Genomic DNA, 15,222 nt, shown 5'->3' on the forward strand with positions numbered 1-15,222 from the left:
TTTGTGCCAAAGTTGTACCACCCGCCTACGACAGGACCGGCGGCCGGGCCGTCACGCAGTACTCCCGCCCCGCCGGATCCCGCAACGTCGTCCACTGACCCGGCACCACCCGCACCACCGAAGCACCCAGCCCCACCTGCCGCTCGACCGTCGCCGCCACGTCCACCGCCGCGAAATCCAGATGCATCCCCGCCGCCGGACCGCCCGTACGCTGCAACAACAAACGCAGCGCAAGCCCCGCACCCGGCCGCAGCCGCGCGAACTCCGGGAGATCCGTCTCCCGCACCTCGGAGGAGATCAACCCGGCCCAGAACGCCGCCTCACGATCGAACACCGGCCGCGGCACATCCAGACACATCTGATCCACCAGCGCCCCGTCCACCGGCCCCGGACGCACATAGGAATCAGCGGCAGGCACCAGGCAGAACGGCAACCCGGCAGGGGAGCGGCACACCACCAGCGACCCACGATCAGCCACCACGAAACCCGCAAGCTCCCGAGCCGCCGCCCGCACGTCATCCACATGCAGATCCAGATGACACGACGGCGGCCCCGCATCAATCACCTGCACCCGCAGAAACGGATCACCACCCGCGGGCACCAACGTCGCGAACCGGCCCCCGTCACGCCACTCGGACAACACCGACCCGGTGACCGCGCACCAGAAGGAATCAGAAGCAGGGGAGGGCGAGTCCAGAAACCCCGTAAACCACCGCACCGCGACCATGGAACCCTCTTCCCGTGAAGATGCACCCCGGACAGGCCGACCTCACCGCCACCACCGTCGCCGCCCTGGTAACACGCCAGCATCCGCACTGGCGCGACCTGCCCGTCACCCCGATCGTCTCGCACGGCACCGTCAACGCCCTGTACCGCCTCGGCAACGACATCGTCCTGCGCTTCCCCCTGCGACCCGTCACCCACCCCGGACCCCTGAAAGCCGAACAGGACCACGCCCGCCGCCTCCAGCCCCACGTCCCGGTCACCCTCCCCGAGCCCCTCGCGCTCGGCAAACCAGAAGAGGGGTACGCAGGCTACTGGACCGCGTACCGATGGATCGACGGACGCACCGCCACCCCGCACGACATCGACCCCACGCACCTGGCCCGCGTCGCCACCGCCGTCCACCACGTCGACACCGGGGGACAACCCTGGAACGGCCACTCCCGCGGCGGCCCCCTCGCCGGCCAGGACGACTGGGTCCGCCACAGCCTCCACCAGAGCCGCTCGCTCACCGACACCGCGGCGCTCACCCGCATCTGGCAGGATTGCCTCAACGCGCCCCTCCACAAAGGACCCGACGTCTGGATCCACGCCGACCTCATGCCCGGCAACCTGCTCGTCCGCGACCACCGCCTGCACGCCGTCATCGACCTCGGCGCCGTCTGCACCGGCGACCCCGCCGTCGACCACATGCCCGCCTGGAACCTCTTCGACGCCGCCGAACGCGCCACCTACCGCCAAGCCCTCGACGCCGGCGACGCCTCCTGGCAACGCGGCCGCGGCTGAGCCCTCGTCCAAGCCGTCGGCGCCCTCTGGTACTACGCCGACACCAACCCCGCCATGGCCGACAACGCCCGCACCACCCTCACCGCGCTGCTGGAGGACCGATGACAAATCTGCTCACCCACGACGGCGACGCCCCCGAGGACGCACCCGGCAACCGCACCGGCGGCCTCCCGCTCGCACCCGCCGGCTTCACCTGGCCCACCTGCGCCGAATGCGACCGCCCCCTGCAGTTCCTCGCCCAGCTCCTGCTCGACGACGACCGGCGCCTCCTGGCGATCTTCCAGTGCGCCAACGACCCCGGCCTCTGCGACGAATGGGACGCCAACGCCGGCGGCAACCGCGCCTACCTGTTCGACAACCAGGACCTGCGCCCGGTGCCCGCGCCCGGCGGCGGCGAGACCGGACTCGGCGCGGTGTCCGCCATCCGGACGGAACCGCCGGCCGAGGACGACTACGACGAGGCCATCGCCGCGTGGGCCGCACGCACCGGCCGCAGCCGCCGCGAGGTCCTGGGCGGTATCGGCGGGGAGCCGTCGTGGCTCCAGTTCGACCAGACGCCGTCGTGTGTCGACTGCGCCCGGCCCATGAGGTTCGCCGCGCACCTGGAGGAAGGCCGCGACAGCCAGACGGCGATCAATCTCGGCGGAGGCGTCGGTTACGCCTTCCGGTGCGGCCAGCATCTGCGGGCGAAGTTCCTCTGGCAGCGCTGAAACCAACGCCAGAATCCCGGGTCGATAATCTACATTATGTAAACCTGATTCTGTCGGGGGCCTTCTGAGGCAGACTGACGGGATGGCGATCGACCATGACGCGGTCAAGCGCGGCGACGAACGACTGGAAGCGCTCGCGGACGACTACCTGAGCCGGCCCGGCGTCGACTGGGGCCGGATGTTCTCCACCACCGGCCTGCGCGTGCGCGGCAAGGTCTTCGGCCTGGTCAACCGCCAGGGCCAGCTCATGGTCAAGATCCCCGCCACCCGCGCCGACGAGCTCGAGTCCACCGGCGCCGCCGCCCGCATCATCATGAAGGGCCGCGTCATGCGCGAATGGGTCGAGATGCCCTACGAGGCCGGCGAGCAGCCCTGGCGCGACCTGCTCGACGAGGCGTACGCGTACCTGAACACGATCACCCCGTAGATCGAACATGCGTTCTGGTCAAACCGGATAATTGCTGCATAATATGTCTTATGCAGCATGAAACAGTCAGCGTGTTGATCGACGAGTTTCTGGCGGCGCGAGCCGTGCGCAAGCCGTCGGTGCACACGCTGGCCGCGTACCGCCGAGATCTGCTCTTGATCCTCGATCTTGTTGCGGAGACGCGGGCGCGCACCGATCTGTCCGTCGGCGACCTCTCCCCTCGCCTGCTGCGGTCGGCGTTCGCGCGGTTCGCGGCCACCCGGGCCCCCGCCTCCATCTACCGGGCCTGGTCGAGCTGGAACGCGTTCTTCACGTTCCTGGTGACCGAGGGCGTGGTGGCGGGCAACCCGATGTCGGCGGTGGACAAGCCCCGGGTGGCGCAGCCCTCCCCCAAGCCGCTGCGGGGCGAGGACACCCCGGAGCAGTTGCTCACCGCGGTGGCCGTGCCGGATCAGCGGCAGCGTGACCCGTGGCCGGAGCGGGACCTGGTGGTGATCGCGCTGGCGTTGTGCGCGGGTTTGCGCCTGTCGGAGCTGCTGGGGCTGCGCATGGGGTCGTTCGTGGGGCGTCCGGGTGAGCGCCGGGTGGAGGTGGCCGGTAAGGGCGGGCGGCCGCGCACGGTGCCGATCGAGCCGGAGCTGGACGCGGTCGTCGAGGCGTATGTGGCCAGCCGGCGATTACGGACGACGCGGGATGTGGAGGCGTTGCTGGTGGATCGGCAGGGCACGCCGTTGCGGCGGGGCGGGCTGCAGTATCTGGTGCAGTCGGCGTACCGGCGGGCCGGGATCGGTGATCGGGTGCCGCGGGGTGCGCAGTTGCATGCGTTGCGGCACACGTTCGCGACGCGGCTGGCGGAGGACGGGGCGAACGCGTCGGAGATCATGCGGTTGCTGGGGCACGGGTCGTTGACGACGTCGCAGAACTACATCGAGGTGACGGCGGCGCAGCAGCGCGCGGCCGTCCGGGCGAACCGGACGAACCGCGCGCTGGGTGGTCTTACGCGAGGGTGAGTTCGACCTCGATGTTGCCGCGGGTGGCGTTGGAGTAGGGGCAGACCTGGTGGGCGGCCTCGAGTAGTTCTTTGCCCTTTTCGGGGCTGACGCTGGGGAGTTCGGCCTCGATGGCGACGTTGAGGATGAAGCCGGGGGTGCCGTCGGGCTTGGGGCCGATGCCGACGTCGACGGTGATGGCGGTGTCGGTGAGCTCGATCTTCTGGCTGCGGGCGACGAGTTTGAGGGCGCCGTGGAAGCAGGCGGCGTAGCCGGCGGCGAAGAGCTGCTCGGGGTTGCTGTGTGCGCCGCCGGGGCCGCCCATCTCCTTGGGGACGGCGAGGTCGAGGTCGAGGACGCCGTCGCTGGAGCGGGTGTGTCCGTTGCGGCCGTCGCCGCTGGCGGTGGCGGATGCGGTGTAGATGGCGGTGGTCATGGTGCCCCTTTGCTAGATGGTGATGGTGCGTGCGGAGGTGCTGATGCGGCTCAGCAGGTGGTGCAGCTGGATGGCCTCGGTGTGGGTGATGCCGAGTTCACCGAGGGCGCAGGCGAGGCGTTCGGGCAGTTCGGCGGCGCGGGTGCGCAGGGCGTTGCCGGCGTCGGTGGCCTCGATGACGACGGTGCGTTCGTCGTGGGTGCCTCGGGTGCGGCGGACGAGGCCGGCGGTTTCGAGGCGTTTGAGCAGTGGCGAGAGGGTGCCGCTGTCGAGGTGCAGGGCGTGGCCGAGGTCGCGGACGGTGATGCTGCCGCGTTGCCAGATGACGGTGAGGGCGACGAATTGGGGGTAGGTGAGGCCGAGTTCGTCGAGGGCGGGGCGGTAGGCGCCGGTGATGGCCCGCGAGGCGGTGTAGAGCTCGAAGCAGAGCATCCGTTCGAGTCCGGTGGTTTCGGCCATGGCCAGAACCGTAGCGCGCAATTCAATTGTGTGCAACCAGGTCGTGCGGGAGCGGGGCGGAAGTGTGATCATGCCTCGGTGCCGGAAATCCGTTTTGTACAGCTCTCCCCCGCCGCGATGACCGCTCTGATCAACGGTGACCTGCCCGCGGCCGGCGCCGCCGCGGGCACGCCGCTCACCCAGTTCCTGGCCGACGAGGCCTGGCTGTGGCGGATACGACGCGACGACATCGCCCGCAACCCCGAGGCGGCGGAATGGGTGGCCCGGCCGGCGCTGGACGTGGCGACCGGGCAGGTGGTGGGTCACGGCGGGTTCCACGGGCCGCCGGACGAGAACGGGACCGTGGAGATCGCGTACTCGGTGGATCCGGGTCTGCGGCGGCGCGGTTACGCCAAGGCGATGGTCACGGCGCTGCTGGCGCGGGTGGTCGCGGACGAGCGGGTGCGTGCGGTGCGGGCCAGCATCCGCCCGGACAACGCGGGCTCACTGGCGACGATCGCGAAGTTCGGGTTCCGCAAGATCGGCGAGCAGTGGGATCCCGAGGACGGCCTGGAGCACGTCTTCCGCCGGGAGGTTTAGGCCTGGCTACAGCCCGGGCTGGCGGACGTGCACGAGCAGGGGCCGGTGGTCGGAGATGCCGGCCTGCGGGTTGCGCACCTCGACGACCTCGCCGAGCGCCTTGCCGCCGCGCGGGTCGAGCAGGATGTGGTCGAGTTGCGCCTTCGGCGTGGTGCTGGGGTACGTGGGCAGCTGGGCGAGCGTCCGCCAGCCGCTGAACGCGCGCACCGGCCCGCCGGGCATGTTCAGGTCGCCGATCAGCAGGCGGGGTGCGGGCAGCCGGCGCAGGGCGCGGACGGCGTGGCGCAGCTGGCGCACGTTCCATCCGGGCACGAACGACAGGTGGGTGTTGCCGACGGTGACCGGGCCGGCGGGGCTGTCGATGACCGCGGCGAGCAGGACGCGGGGCTCGTCCTTGAGGAGCAGGACGCCCTTGCCGGGGATCCAGACGGGTGAGCGCACGGGTGCGGCGGGCAGCTGGGTGATCTGCCATTGGCGTACCGGCCAGCGGCTGACCAGGGCGATCCCGTAGAGAGGGTGTTCGTTGTCGGCGGCGCTGCTCCACGGCCGCCAGGTCTCGCCCGGGGTGCCGGCGACGGCGGCGGCGAAGCGGTGGTTGGGGGCGCCGAGGGCCTCAGCGGCGATGGCGGTGAGGTCGAGCAGGCCGCTGCGGGGCTGGGCGCGGTCGACCTCTTGCAGGCCGATCACGTCGGCGTCGAGGTCGGCGACGGCGGCGGAGACCCGTTCGGAGTGCACCTCACCGTCGGTGAGGGATCGTCCGTTCAGCAGGTTGAAGGTGGCCAGACGCACGGATCGACCCTACTGGCGTCGGGAACCTCGATGATCACGGGTGGTATGAATGCCACCATGAGCGACGATGTGGCGCGGCTGATCGCCCAGCTCGAGGAGCAGGAGCGGCGGCTGACCTTCGGCCGTTTCGATCATGCGGACGCGTGGTCGCTGGGGTGTCTGCTGGTGGAGCTGGCGACCGGGCGCGGGTTGCCGGTGGCGATCGACATCCGGCGTGGCCGGCAGCAGATGTTCCATGCGGCGCTGGCGGGCAGTGTGGCGGACAACGACGAGTGGATCGCCCGCAAGGTGCGGGTGGTGGAGCGGTACGGGGCGTCGTCGTTCCTGGTGGGGCGGCGGCTGGCCGCGAAGGGTCAGGAACTGGACGCCGGGATGGGTGTGGATCCGGCCGAGTACGCCGCGCACGGCGGCGCGTTCCCGGTGCGGGTTCCGGACGTGGGTGTGGTGGGTGTGGTGACGGTGTCGGGTCTCCCCCAGGCCGACGACCACGCGCTGGTGATCGAGGCGGTGGAGGCGTGGCTGGCCCGCGGCCGGTGAGGCGGTCGTCGTCGCGGCCGCAATCCGGTGTTACGCGGCGCGGGTGATCTGTACGCCGTAGGCGTCGGTGGCGGCGAGGCGGCTGGACATGGTGCTGCGGCCGGCGATCTGGGCGGCGTAGGCGGCTCGGCGGCGGGCGACGACGCCGTCCTTGCCGGTGGTGGCACCCTGCTGCTCCATGTGGGCGGACAGGCCGTCCTTGAGCAGGGCGAGGGCTTCGGTACGCAGCTGCGAGACGCGTGACTCGGTGACGCCGAGCTCGGCGGCGACCTCGGACAGGGGCCGCTCCTGCAGGAACGACGCCTCGACGACGAAGCGCAGCCGCTCGGGCAGCACGGTGACGGCGTCGTGCAGGTAGCCCATGCGCTCGCGGTGCAGCAGCATCTCCTCGGGGTTCAGGGAGCTCTCGGTGACCATGTCCTCGGCGGCGCCGAGGGTGAAGCCCTGCAGCGAGAGCACGGCGGCGCGCTGCACGTCGTCGTCGATGCCGGCCACCTCGCTGACGCCGACGCCGAGCAACTCGGCCAGCTCGGACAGGGTCGGGGTGCGGCCGAGTTCGGCGGTGAGCTCCTGGCGGGCGGTGTCGGCGCGGCGGGCGCGGGCGCGGACCGAGCGGGTGGCCCAGTCCATCGAGCGCAGCTCGTCGAGCAGGGCGCCGCGGACGCGCAGGGCGGCGAACCGGCCGAACGGGATGCCGCGGGTCTGGTCGAAGCCCTGGGCGGCGGTGACCAGCGCGGCGTAGCCGGCCGAGGCGAGGTCGTCGCGGTGTACGTGGGCGGGCACCTTGAAGAGCATCTCGCGGACCATGTGCCCGACCAGCGCCATGTTGTCGCGGATCAGGTTCTCCTGGGCGCGGGTGACGGTCTTGGCTGCGGTCATTGCTGGTTCCCCCTCGTGGTCGTCGCCGCTGTCCGGCTGACGGAGGGAACATTTCGTTGCGGAGGGTGCAGCTAGCGGTCACTCACAGTTGCCGGTTGGTTGCAACCGAATCATGAGGGGGAAAGTTCTTCAGCGGAGCAACCAGCCGTTGTCGACGGCCAGGCGGACGGCTTCGGCGCGGGTACGGGCGCCGGTCTTGCCGATGGCCGAGGACAGGTGATTGCGCACCGTGCCCTCGGACAGTGTCAGGTCGCGGGCGATGTCGGCGACCGTGCCGCCGTCCCGGGCCGAGCGCAGCACGTCGGTCTCCCGTTCGGTCAGCGGCGAGTCGCCCTGGGCGAGCGACTGGGCGGCCAGGCCCGGGTCGACCACCCGCAGCCCCTCGTGCACCCGGCGTACCGCGTCGGCGAGCTGCCGGGCGGGGGTGTCCTTGACGATGAACCCGCTGGCGCCGGCGGCCATCGCCTGCCTCAGGTAGCCGGCCCGGCCGAACGTGGTCACCATCAGCACCCGGCAGCCGGGAAGCGCCGTGCGCAGGGCCCGGGCGGCGGCCACCCCGTCCAGGCCGGGCATCTCCACATCCAGCAGGGCGACGTCGGCGCAGTGGGCGCGGGCCGCGTCGACCACCTCGTCGCCGCGGCCCACCTCGGCGACCACCTCGAGATCCGGCTCCATGTCGAGCAGGGCCGCCATCGCGCCCCGGACCAGGGCCTGATCGTCAGCCAGCAGCAACCGGATCATGAGGGCACCTCCACGCGTACCCGGAAACCGGGTTTGTCCGTGCGGGCACCCACCGTGAGGGTCCCGCCGTGCTGTTCCGCCCGCCGTCGCAGCCCTTCGAGGCCCTGGCCGCCGTCGATGTTCCCCGAAAGCCCGGCGCCGTCGTCGAGGATCTCCACGCTGGCGGGGCCGAGCCGCACCTCGGCGCGGGCGGCGTGAGCGTGGCGGACGATGTTGGTGACCGCCTCGCGGATCGTCCAGGCGAACAGTTCCCGCAGCGGCGTGGGTACCTCGTCGGCGGCGCCGGGCAGGTCGGCGTCGACGTTCGCCGCGGTGAGGGCCTCCCGGGCGGCCGCGATCTCGCCGGGCAGCGAGATGCCGCGTACGCCCAGGGCGGTGGAGCGGACGTCGGCGAGCGCGTCGCGGGCCAGGACCTCCAGGTCGCGCAGCTCGGAGCGTGCCTTCTCCACGTCCACGTCGAGCAGCCGCTGGGCCAGCTCCGCCTTGACGGTGACCACGGTCAGCGAGTGGCCGAGGATGTCGTGCAGGTCGCGGGCGATGCGGTTGCGTTCGGTCTGCACCGCCAGGTCGGCCAGCTCCTGCTGGGTGTCGGCCAGCCGGCGTTGCCGTTCGGCCGCCAGCCGGATCCCGTACGAGGCCAGGCCGCCGAGCAGAGCCGCCAGCCCGTAGCCGTTGTCCTCCCAGCCGGGCATCAACCGGGACAGCAGTTCGGTGCCGATCACCACGGCCACCACGAACGGGCCGCCCTGGGAGATCGGCAGGGCCATCGCCGCGGTGGCCGCGATGTACGTGACGCAGGGCAGCGCGTGGAACCCGGCGGCGGGCACCTGCAAGGCGAACAGCGCCAGCTGGGCCAGCAGCACCAGCCAGGCCGTGCCGGTGATGTCGCGGCCACCGACCGAGACCCGGCCGGTGGCGTCGCGGCCGCTGAGCCGGATGCGGCGCAGCAGAGCCACGCCGCCCAGGTAGGCGCCCGCGAACCCGGTGAGGGCGGCCAGGCCGACAGTGCGAGCCCAGCCGCCCGGGTGGTGCCACAGGGCGGTGAGGTTCTCGTCCAGGTAGAACAGCCACGCGGCCGCGAAGATCCACCCGTGCCGCCAAGGCTTCATGACGCTGAACCTATCGCCGCTCAGACCCGCTCCGCCGCTCAGACCCGCGCGGTGTCGCGGCGGAACCGCCAGACGGCGCCGCCGGCGAACACCGCGGTCCAGGCGAGCACGTTGAGCGCGGCGATCCACAGGTTGCCGTCGTGCACGAGCGGGTAGCGGGCGATCTCGCCGACGCCGTACACCGGGGTGAACTTGGCGATCGTGGCGAAGGTGTGGCCGAACGTGTCGACCGGCGCGAACAGCCCGCCCGCGAAGGAGAGCACGGCCAGCGCCGGTCCGAGGATCTGCATGACGTTCTCACTGGGCAGCAGGTAGCCCATGAACAACCCGAACGCCCCGAACACCAGCGAGCACACCCACGCCAGCAGCCCGCACTCGATCCAGGCGTGGGCGGGCAGCTCGGCGCCGGCGAACGCGCCGACCGTCATCGCGACCAGCACCGAGATCGCGCCGACGACCATCGCCAGGGTCAGCTTCGTCGCGATGTACGCCATCGGCCTGAGCGGGGTCAGCCGCAGCTGCCGGGACCAGCCGGCCGCGCGTTCCAGTGACACCATCGCGCCGCCGCTGGTGGCGGCCAGCATCGCGCCGTAGACGGCCATGCTGACCAGGATGTAGCCGGTGACGTTGCCCTCGCCGGCGCGTTGTGTCTTCAGGTCGCCGCCGGTGCCGAAGAGCAGGAAGAACACCGCCGGCAGGATCAGCGTGAAGATGACGGTGCGGCGGTTGCGGACCATCCGGCGCAGCTCGAGCGCCAGCAGTTGCGGGGAGAACCCACCCAGAGCGGGCAGTTTTCGTTCGGCGACAGCGGTCATGACTGCTCCTCGGCGGTCAGGGTGAGGAACGCCTCTTCCAGGTTGCGGGAGGTGATCTCCAGATCCCGGGCGGCGGTACGGGTCAGCAGGTGGCGGGCCACCGGGTCGGTGTCGCGGGCGTGCACGTAGATCTGGTCGCCGCGCACCTCCGCGTTCTCCGCGCCCGGCAGCGCCAGGAGCTCCTCGACGGTGGCGCCGGGCAGGGTCGCCCGGACCGTACGCCCGGCGGCGAGGGCCTTGACCTCGGCGGCGGTGCCGTCGGCGACCACCCGGCCGCGGCGCACGAAGACGATCCGGTCGGCGTACGCGTCGGCCTCGTCGAGGTAGTGGGTGGCGAAGATGACGGTGCGGCCGCCGCGGGCGTCCTGGCGGATCGCCGACCAGAAGTCGTGCCGGCCGGAGACGTCCATGCCGGTGGTCGGCTCGTCCAGGATGAGCAGTTCCGGGTCGGGCAGCAGCGCCATCGCGAACCGCAGCCGCTGCTGCTGGCCGCCGGAACACTTGCCGACCAGCCGCTTGCGGATCTCGGTCAGCCCGGCACGCTCCAGCGCGGCGTCCACCTGGGCGCGGCCCCGGCCGAAGAGCACCGCGGTCAGGCGTACGGTCTCCTCGACGGTGTAGTCCTTGAGCAGGCCGCCGGTCTGCATGACGGCCGAGACGAGACCGAGCGCGACCGCCTCCTGCGGCGCCCGGCCGTAGATGCTGACCCGCCCGCCGTCCGGCCGGGACAGCCCGAGCAGCATGTCGATGGTGGTGGTCTTGCCGGCCCCGTTCGGGCCGAGCAGCGCGACCACCTCGCCGGGGCGGATCGTCAGGCTCACCCCGTCGACCGCGGTGACCGCCCCGAATCGTTTGACGACGCCGTCCATGTCGACGGCCCGGGAAACCGGTGTTGCCGTAATGGTCATGCGTTTCACTCTGGACCGTGACACGCGGCCGGGCGGCTGCCGCGCGTCACGGTCCAGCCATGACAAATGTCAGTTGTTCTCGTCGACGGTCGCCGGCCCCTCGACCCCCAGCCGGTGCAGGGGGCCGTCGTCGGACTCCTCGGCCAGCAGGGCGAGCAGCAGGTGCCCGGAGCCGACCCCCTCCTGGCCGAGCCGCAGCGCCTCCCGGAAGGACAGCTCCAGGGCCTTCTTGGCGTGCGCGTCGAACGGGATCAGCGCGGGCAGGTCGGGCACCGAGGCCGGCAGTGTGATCTGTTCCCGGGTGACGCCGGCCGCTGTGAGCAGTTCGCCGCCCTGCGAGGCCGGGTCGGCCAGCAGCGCGAGGATCAGGTGGGCGGGCACGATTTCGGCGTGCCCGCCCGTCCTGGCCTCCTCCTGCGAGCCGACCACCGCGCGGCGGGCGGCGTCGGAGTAGCGGCTGAACGCCTGCGCCGGGTCGACGTCCTTGGCGACGAACCGTTTCTGCGCGGCCTGCTTGGAGACGCCCATGCTGGCGCCGATCTCGGTCCAGGACGCGCCGGAGCGGCGGGCCTGGTCGACGAAGTGCCCGATCAGATGGTCGGCCAGGTCGCCGAGGTGGTCGCCCAGGATGACGGCGCCGGACAGCCGCTCCAGGGGCGATTCGTGGTTCTTGCTGACGGCCGTGATCAGGTCGTCGAGCCGTACCGGTGGATTGGTCATGCCGTCAACCATAGGTTGACGATAGGCGGTCGTCAACCTGAAGTTGACGGTGTCCAGTGGTCGAACGTCGCCTCCACCACACCCTCCCCACGGGTCACCCCGGGCACCAGCCTGCGCAGATCGTGCACCCGCGCCGCCGGGACCAGCGCCTCCACCACGCACACCGCGCCCGCTCCCGCGAACGACGTCGCCAGCGGCACCCCGCGCACCTGGCCCACCACCGGCAGCACCGCGGGCAGCGTGTCCGCCGGAACCTCCAGCCGCACCGTGTCCACCGGCTCGCACACCCGGGTGCCGGCCCGCCGCAGCGCCTCCGCCAGCACCACCGGCGTCAGGGCGCGGAAGTCACCGGCCGTGCTCGACATGCTCTTGTCGAACGTGCCGTGGGAGTGACTCTGCCGCGCCCAGTACCCCGCATGCGTCATGAAGATCGCCACGTCGGTCACCGCCCAGCCGTGCGGCCCCCGCTCCAGCGCCGCCGGGATCGCCTCCTCGACCGCCCGGAAGAACGCGAACGGCATCGACCCCAGCTCCACCTCCAGCGCGAACGTCACGCCCGAGCCCGGCGGCAGCGGCTCCACCCGCAGACCGACGGTGGCCAGGAACGGATTCGGATCAACGGCGATCATCCGGTACGCGGCGCCGCTGCCGACCGGCCGCTCGATGCAGATCGTCGACGTGTCCCGGAACCTGACCGCCAGGCCGTACTCCTCGGCCAGGGTCGCTTCGACGACCTCCTTCTGCACCTCGCCGTACAGCGAGACGGTGTCGTCGGCGCGAAGCCCGATCAGCGGATCCTGCTCGGCGAGCTGCACCAGGGCCGCGTGCAGCGCCATCCGGTCCCGGTCGTCGACCGGCTCCACGACGGCGGACAGCGAAGGTGGGGAGAACGAACGTTCTTTCTCTCCGGCGGGACGGCCGATCGCGTCGCCGATCCGGATCCGGGTCAGCCCGCGCACCACCGCGATCTCCCCCGCGGACACGACACGTTCACCGCCGGGCACCGCGCCGGCGCCGAACACCGACACCCCGGTCACCCGGTCCTCGCCGACGCGTTCGCGCAGGTGCAGGGCGCCGGAGAACATCCGGACGTAGGCGAGCTTCTCCCCCGCCGGGCCGCGCTCGACCTTGAACACCGTCCCCGACTGCGGGCCGGACGCGTCGCCGGTCGAGCGGGGCAGCAGGGTGGTGATGCCGTCCACGAGCAGGTCGACGCCGGCGCCGGTGATCGCCGAGCCGAAGAAGACCGGATGCGCGGCGCCGTCGCGGGTCTGCCGCGTCAGGGCCGGCCACGGATCGGCGTCCGTGTCGTTCACGAACGCCGCCAGCAGGGCGTCGTCGCGGTCGGCGAGCACGTCCAGCGGAGGCCGTGCGGCGGACACCGTCGCTCCCGGCGTACCCATGTCGTGAACGGCCGTGACCGGCACCGCGGCGGAAGTGAGCCGATCGGCGATCTCCCGCAGCAGATCGTGATCCCGGGCGCCGCGGCGGTCGACCTTGTTCACGAAGATCAGGTACGGCAGGCGCAGGCGGTGCAGGGTCCGGGCCAGGACCCGGGTCTGCGCCTGCACGCCCTCGACGGCCGACACCACCAGCACGACCCCGTCGAGGACGCCGAGCACCCGTTCCACCTCGGCGATGAAGTCCGGGTGGCCGGGCGTGTCGATCAGGTTGACGTGCGTGCCGGCCAGCGGGAACGACACCACGGCGGACTTGATGGTGATGCCGCGGCGGCGTTCGAGCTCCAGCGAGTCGGTGCGGGTGCTGCCCGCGTCGACGCTGCCGATCTCGTCGATGACACCGGCGGCGTGCAGCAGCCGCTCGGTGAGGCTGGTCTTACCGGCGTCGACGTGCGCCAGGATGCCGAGGTTGAGCGAAGGCAAGCGAACGGTCCCTGTCGTTGACGGAGTGGGTTTCCGGGTCAGACAGGAAAGCTGTACGCATGCCGGTGATGTTGCCCGGCCGCGAACGGCCGGGCAACCGAATTACTCCCCGCGTTCGGCGGCGCTGCGTTCCACGCAGAACTCGTTGCCGGCCGGGTCGGTCAGCGTCACCCAGCCGGTGCCGTCGGGCCTGCGGTGGTCCTCGAACAGCTTCGCGCCCAGGGCGACCAGCCGATCGACCTCGTCGTCGCGGGTGGTGCCCGGCTGCACGTCGAGGTGGACGCGGTTCTTCAGGGTCTTGGCCTCGGGCACACGGATGAACAGCAGCCCCGGCGTGCTCCGCACCAGGGCCTCGTCGTCGCCCGGCTCGGTCTCCGGGTCCAGTGGGGCGCCCATCACCTCGCTCCAGAAACGGGCCAGTTCGACCGGCTCGTAGGGCGGGGCGACGTCGAAGGTGATGTGTCGAACTACAGCGGTCATGCGTCCATTAGAGCTGCTCGGCGATGATTCGCTCCATCGTATCGGCGCTCTCGGGGTTCGCCCGGGTCAGCACCGCGCGGCTGATCTCCAGCAACTGGCCGACCTGCTCGGGGGTGAGCGCGTCGAAGATCAGCCGGCGGATCTCGGTCACGTGGCCCGGCGCCGCGGTGCGCAACATCTCCATGCCGGCGTCGGTGAGCACCGCCTCGACGCAGCGCACCTCGCTGTCGTTGACCTTGCGGCGCACCCAGCCCTGCTTCTCCATCCGGCTGACCGCGTGCGACAGCCGCGACAGCGAACCGCCGGCGGACTGGGCCAGCAGGCTCATCTGCACCGTGTGGTTCATCGGCCGCGACAGCGACACCAGGATTGAGTACTCGAAGAAGTTGAGGCCGGTGTCGCGTTTGAGCTGGGCGTCGATCGCCGGGGGCAGGTTCATCAGGACGCCGACCAGCATGACCCAGGTGTGTTGCTCTTCGTCGGTCAGCCACTCGACCGGGCGCGTGGAACTACTCACACCGATCATCCTACCTGGGGACTTGAACATTCAAGGCAGATAGGCGCATCATCGAGTTGAACATTCAAGCCCCCCTCGGGAGACGACACACATGTCCGTACTGCGTATCGACGCCAGCATCCAGGGCCCGCGCTCGGCCAGCAGCGAGCTCGCCGACCTGGCCGAGGCCGAGTTCCTGGCCACCAGGCCCGACACCACCTTCGTCCGCCGCCACCTCGCCGCCGAGCCGCTGCCCTCCGACGCGTGGGCCACCGCCATCGGCGCCGCGTACACCCCCGAGGCGGAACGCTCCGACCACCAGCGCTCCGCCCTGGCCCTGGCCGTGGAGCTCGCCGACGAGCTGCGGTCCGCCGACGCCGCCATCCTCGCCCTGCCGCTCTACAACTGGGGCGTGTCCCAGCACGTCAAGACCTGGATCGACCTCGCCTTCGCCGGCGGCGTCAACGGCGAGCGGCTGCTCGACGGCAAACCGGCCATCGTGCTCACCACCCGCGGCGGCGGCTACGGCCCCGGCACCCCGCGTGAGGGCTGGGACCACAACACCGCCTACCTGCGCCGGGTCGTCGCCGACGTGTGGGGCGCCGACCTCACCCTGATCGAACGGGAACTCACCCTGGCCGGCGTCGCCCCGGCCATGGAACCGTTCATCGACGTCGCCGAGCACCTCAAGAAGGTCGCCCACGAGGCCGCCGAGACCGCCGGTCGCCACCTCGCCAGGCGCCACTAAGCTCTCGT

Annotated in this window: 20 protein-coding genes; 7 read left to right on the forward strand and 13 right to left on the reverse strand. The window is 71.4% G+C overall.

Annotation, left to right across the window (positions count from 1 at the left end; all coding sequences use genetic code 11):
* Window positions 1–25: 25 nt before the first annotated feature.
* Entirely contained in the window at window positions 26–727 is a 702-nt protein-coding gene (locus tag QSK31_RS11805; RefSeq protein ID WP_285683545.1) for a VOC family protein, read from the reverse strand.
* A 20-nt stretch (window positions 728–747) separates the two neighbouring features.
* Between QSK31_RS11805 and QSK31_RS11810 the strand changes: the two genes are divergently transcribed.
* The 4 genes from QSK31_RS11810 to QSK31_RS11825 all read left to right on the forward strand — a co-directional run bounded on the left by QSK31_RS11810 (window position 748) and on the right by QSK31_RS11825 (window position 3,656).
* Window positions 748–1,509, forward strand: a complete 762-nt coding sequence (locus QSK31_RS11810; protein ID WP_285683904.1) for an aminoglycoside phosphotransferase family protein — start codon at window positions 748–750, stop codon at window positions 1,507–1,509.
* Window positions 1,510–1,610: 101 nt separating this feature from the next.
* Complete coding sequence (locus tag QSK31_RS11815; protein ID WP_285683547.1) at window positions 1,611–2,219, forward strand: hypothetical protein; 609 nt, start codon at window positions 1,611–1,613, stop codon at window positions 2,217–2,219.
* A gap of 82 nt (window positions 2,220–2,301) precedes the next feature.
* Complete coding sequence (locus tag QSK31_RS11820) at window positions 2,302–2,646, forward strand: TfoX/Sxy family protein (RefSeq protein ID WP_285683548.1); 345 nt, start codon at window positions 2,302–2,304, stop codon at window positions 2,644–2,646.
* A gap of 50 nt (window positions 2,647–2,696) precedes the next feature.
* Window positions 2,697–3,656, forward strand: coding sequence for a tyrosine-type recombinase/integrase (locus tag QSK31_RS11825; RefSeq protein WP_285683549.1), 960 nt, complete (start codon window positions 2,697–2,699; stop codon window positions 3,654–3,656).
* On the opposite strand, the gene QSK31_RS11830 is transcribed toward QSK31_RS11825, so the two are convergent.
* Together QSK31_RS11830 and QSK31_RS11835 are read right to left on the reverse strand one after the other, a co-directional pair.
* Window positions 3,643–4,071, reverse strand: coding sequence for an organic hydroperoxide resistance protein (locus QSK31_RS11830; RefSeq protein ID WP_285683550.1), 429 nt, complete (start codon window positions 4,069–4,071; stop codon window positions 3,643–3,645). The genes QSK31_RS11825 and QSK31_RS11830 overlap by 14 nt on opposite strands.
* 12 nt (window positions 4,072–4,083) lie before the next feature.
* On the reverse strand, window positions 4,084–4,530 hold the full coding sequence (locus QSK31_RS11835) for a MarR family winged helix-turn-helix transcriptional regulator (RefSeq protein ID WP_285683551.1): 447 nt from the start codon (window positions 4,528–4,530) through the stop codon (window positions 4,084–4,086).
* Window positions 4,531–4,608: 78 nt separating this feature from the next.
* Between QSK31_RS11835 and QSK31_RS11840 the strand changes: the two genes are divergently transcribed.
* A complete protein-coding gene (locus QSK31_RS11840; RefSeq protein ID WP_285683552.1) occupies window positions 4,609–5,109 on the forward strand; it encodes a GNAT family N-acetyltransferase in 501 nt (166 codons plus the stop codon).
* Between the two features lie 6 nt (window positions 5,110–5,115).
* Here QSK31_RS11840 and QSK31_RS11845 read toward each other — a convergent pair whose 3' ends face one another.
* Window positions 5,116–5,898, reverse strand: coding sequence for an endonuclease/exonuclease/phosphatase family protein (locus QSK31_RS11845; RefSeq protein WP_285683553.1), 783 nt, complete (start codon window positions 5,896–5,898; stop codon window positions 5,116–5,118).
* A 57-nt stretch (window positions 5,899–5,955) separates the two neighbouring features.
* On the opposite strand from QSK31_RS11845, the gene QSK31_RS11850 reads away from it, so the two are divergent.
* Window positions 5,956–6,435 carry a heme-degrading domain-containing protein gene (locus tag QSK31_RS11850; RefSeq protein WP_285683554.1) on the forward strand — a complete coding sequence of 160 codons (480 nt, stop codon included), beginning with the start codon at window positions 5,956–5,958 and terminating at the stop codon, window positions 6,433–6,435.
* Between the two features lie 30 nt (window positions 6,436–6,465).
* On the opposite strand, the gene QSK31_RS11855 is transcribed toward QSK31_RS11850, so the two are convergent.
* The 9 genes from QSK31_RS11855 to QSK31_RS11895 all read right to left on the reverse strand — a co-directional run bounded on the left by QSK31_RS11855 (window position 6,466) and on the right by QSK31_RS11895 (window position 14,487).
* Entirely contained in the window at window positions 6,466–7,314 is an 849-nt protein-coding gene (locus tag QSK31_RS11855; protein WP_285683555.1) for a sigma-70 family RNA polymerase sigma factor, read from the reverse strand.
* A 129-nt stretch (window positions 7,315–7,443) separates the two neighbouring features.
* On the reverse strand, window positions 7,444–8,055 hold the full coding sequence (locus tag QSK31_RS11860; RefSeq protein WP_285683556.1) for a response regulator transcription factor: 612 nt from the start codon (window positions 8,053–8,055) through the stop codon (window positions 7,444–7,446).
* A complete protein-coding gene (locus tag QSK31_RS11865) occupies window positions 8,052–9,164 on the reverse strand; it encodes a sensor histidine kinase (RefSeq protein ID WP_285683557.1) in 1,113 nt (370 codons plus the stop codon). Before QSK31_RS11865 ends, QSK31_RS11860 begins: the two co-directional genes overlap by 4 nt.
* 38 nt (window positions 9,165–9,202) lie before the next feature.
* The gene (locus tag QSK31_RS11870) at window positions 9,203–9,979 is read right to left on the reverse strand and encodes an ABC transporter permease (RefSeq protein WP_285683558.1); all 777 of its coding nucleotides are present in this window, start codon (window positions 9,977–9,979) and stop codon (window positions 9,203–9,205) included.
* Window positions 9,976–10,887: an ABC transporter ATP-binding protein gene (locus tag QSK31_RS11875; RefSeq protein ID WP_285683559.1), complete on the reverse strand. Its 912-nt coding sequence runs from the start codon at window positions 10,885–10,887 to the stop codon at window positions 9,976–9,978. Before QSK31_RS11875 ends, QSK31_RS11870 begins: the two co-directional genes overlap by 4 nt.
* 69 nt (window positions 10,888–10,956) lie before the next feature.
* Window positions 10,957–11,607, reverse strand: a complete 651-nt coding sequence (locus QSK31_RS11880) for a Clp protease N-terminal domain-containing protein (RefSeq protein WP_285683560.1) — start codon at window positions 11,605–11,607, stop codon at window positions 10,957–10,959.
* Between the two features lie 32 nt (window positions 11,608–11,639).
* Window positions 11,640–13,490 (reverse strand): elongation factor G, encoded by a 1,851-nt coding sequence (locus tag QSK31_RS11885; protein WP_285683561.1) that lies wholly within the window; start codon window positions 13,488–13,490, stop codon window positions 11,640–11,642.
* 102 nt (window positions 13,491–13,592) lie between these two features.
* Complete coding sequence (locus QSK31_RS11890; RefSeq protein WP_285683562.1) at window positions 13,593–13,970, reverse strand: VOC family protein; 378 nt, start codon at window positions 13,968–13,970, stop codon at window positions 13,593–13,595.
* A 7-nt stretch (window positions 13,971–13,977) separates the two neighbouring features.
* The gene (locus QSK31_RS11895; RefSeq protein WP_285683563.1) at window positions 13,978–14,487 is read right to left on the reverse strand and encodes a MarR family winged helix-turn-helix transcriptional regulator; all 510 of its coding nucleotides are present in this window, start codon (window positions 14,485–14,487) and stop codon (window positions 13,978–13,980) included.
* A gap of 91 nt (window positions 14,488–14,578) precedes the next feature.
* Between QSK31_RS11895 and QSK31_RS11900 the strand changes: the two genes are divergently transcribed.
* On the forward strand, window positions 14,579–15,214 hold the full coding sequence (locus QSK31_RS11900) for an FMN-dependent NADH-azoreductase (protein WP_285683564.1): 636 nt from the start codon (window positions 14,579–14,581) through the stop codon (window positions 15,212–15,214).
* The last annotated feature ends 8 nt before the right edge of the window (window positions 15,215–15,222 follow it).

This window comes from Actinoplanes sp. NBRC 103695 (genome assembly GCF_030269485.1).
Lineage (GTDB): Bacteria > Actinomycetota > Actinomycetes > Mycobacteriales > Micromonosporaceae > Actinoplanes.

Bases quoted from the DNA above. Each gene is read 5' to 3' on its own strand.
- QSK31_RS11810 (WP_285683904.1), top strand. From the start codon at position 748: ATGCACCCCGGACAGGCCGACCTCACCGCCACCACCGTCGCCGCCCTG.
- QSK31_RS11850 (WP_285683554.1), top strand. From the start codon at position 5,956: ATGAGCGACGATGTGGCGCGGCTGATCGCCCAGCTCGAGGAGCAGGAG.
- QSK31_RS11875 (WP_285683559.1), bottom strand. From the start codon at position 10,887: ATGACCATTACGGCAACACCGGTTTCCCGGGCCGTCGACATGGACGGC.
- QSK31_RS11870 (WP_285683558.1), bottom strand. From the start codon at position 9,979: ATGACCGCTGTCGCCGAACGAAAACTGCCCGCTCTGGGTGGGTTCTCC.
- QSK31_RS11860 (WP_285683556.1), bottom strand. From the start codon at position 8,055: ATGATCCGGTTGCTGCTGGCTGACGATCAGGCCCTGGTCCGGGGCGCG.
- QSK31_RS11855 (WP_285683555.1), bottom strand. From the start codon at position 7,314: ATGACCGCAGCCAAGACCGTCACCCGCGCCCAGGAGAACCTGATCCGC.
- QSK31_RS11815 (WP_285683547.1), top strand. From the start codon at position 1,611: ATGACAAATCTGCTCACCCACGACGGCGACGCCCCCGAGGACGCACCC.
- QSK31_RS11900 (WP_285683564.1), top strand. From the start codon at position 14,579: ATGTCCGTACTGCGTATCGACGCCAGCATCCAGGGCCCGCGCTCGGCC.
- QSK31_RS11825 (WP_285683549.1), top strand. From the start codon at position 2,697: ATGCAGCATGAAACAGTCAGCGTGTTGATCGACGAGTTTCTGGCGGCG.
- QSK31_RS11865 (WP_285683557.1), bottom strand. From the start codon at position 9,164: ATGAAGCCTTGGCGGCACGGGTGGATCTTCGCGGCCGCGTGGCTGTTC.
- QSK31_RS11820 (WP_285683548.1), top strand. From the start codon at position 2,302: ATGGCGATCGACCATGACGCGGTCAAGCGCGGCGACGAACGACTGGAA.
- QSK31_RS11880 (WP_285683560.1), bottom strand. From the start codon at position 11,607: ATGACCAATCCACCGGTACGGCTCGACGACCTGATCACGGCCGTCAGC.
- QSK31_RS11835 (WP_285683551.1), bottom strand. From the start codon at position 4,530: ATGGCCGAAACCACCGGACTCGAACGGATGCTCTGCTTCGAGCTCTAC.
- QSK31_RS11890 (WP_285683562.1), bottom strand. From the start codon at position 13,970: ATGACCGCTGTAGTTCGACACATCACCTTCGACGTCGCCCCGCCCTAC.
- QSK31_RS11830 (WP_285683550.1), bottom strand. From the start codon at position 4,071: ATGACCACCGCCATCTACACCGCATCCGCCACCGCCAGCGGCGACGGC.
- QSK31_RS11805 (WP_285683545.1), bottom strand. From the start codon at position 727: ATGGTCGCGGTGCGGTGGTTTACGGGGTTTCTGGACTCGCCCTCCCCT.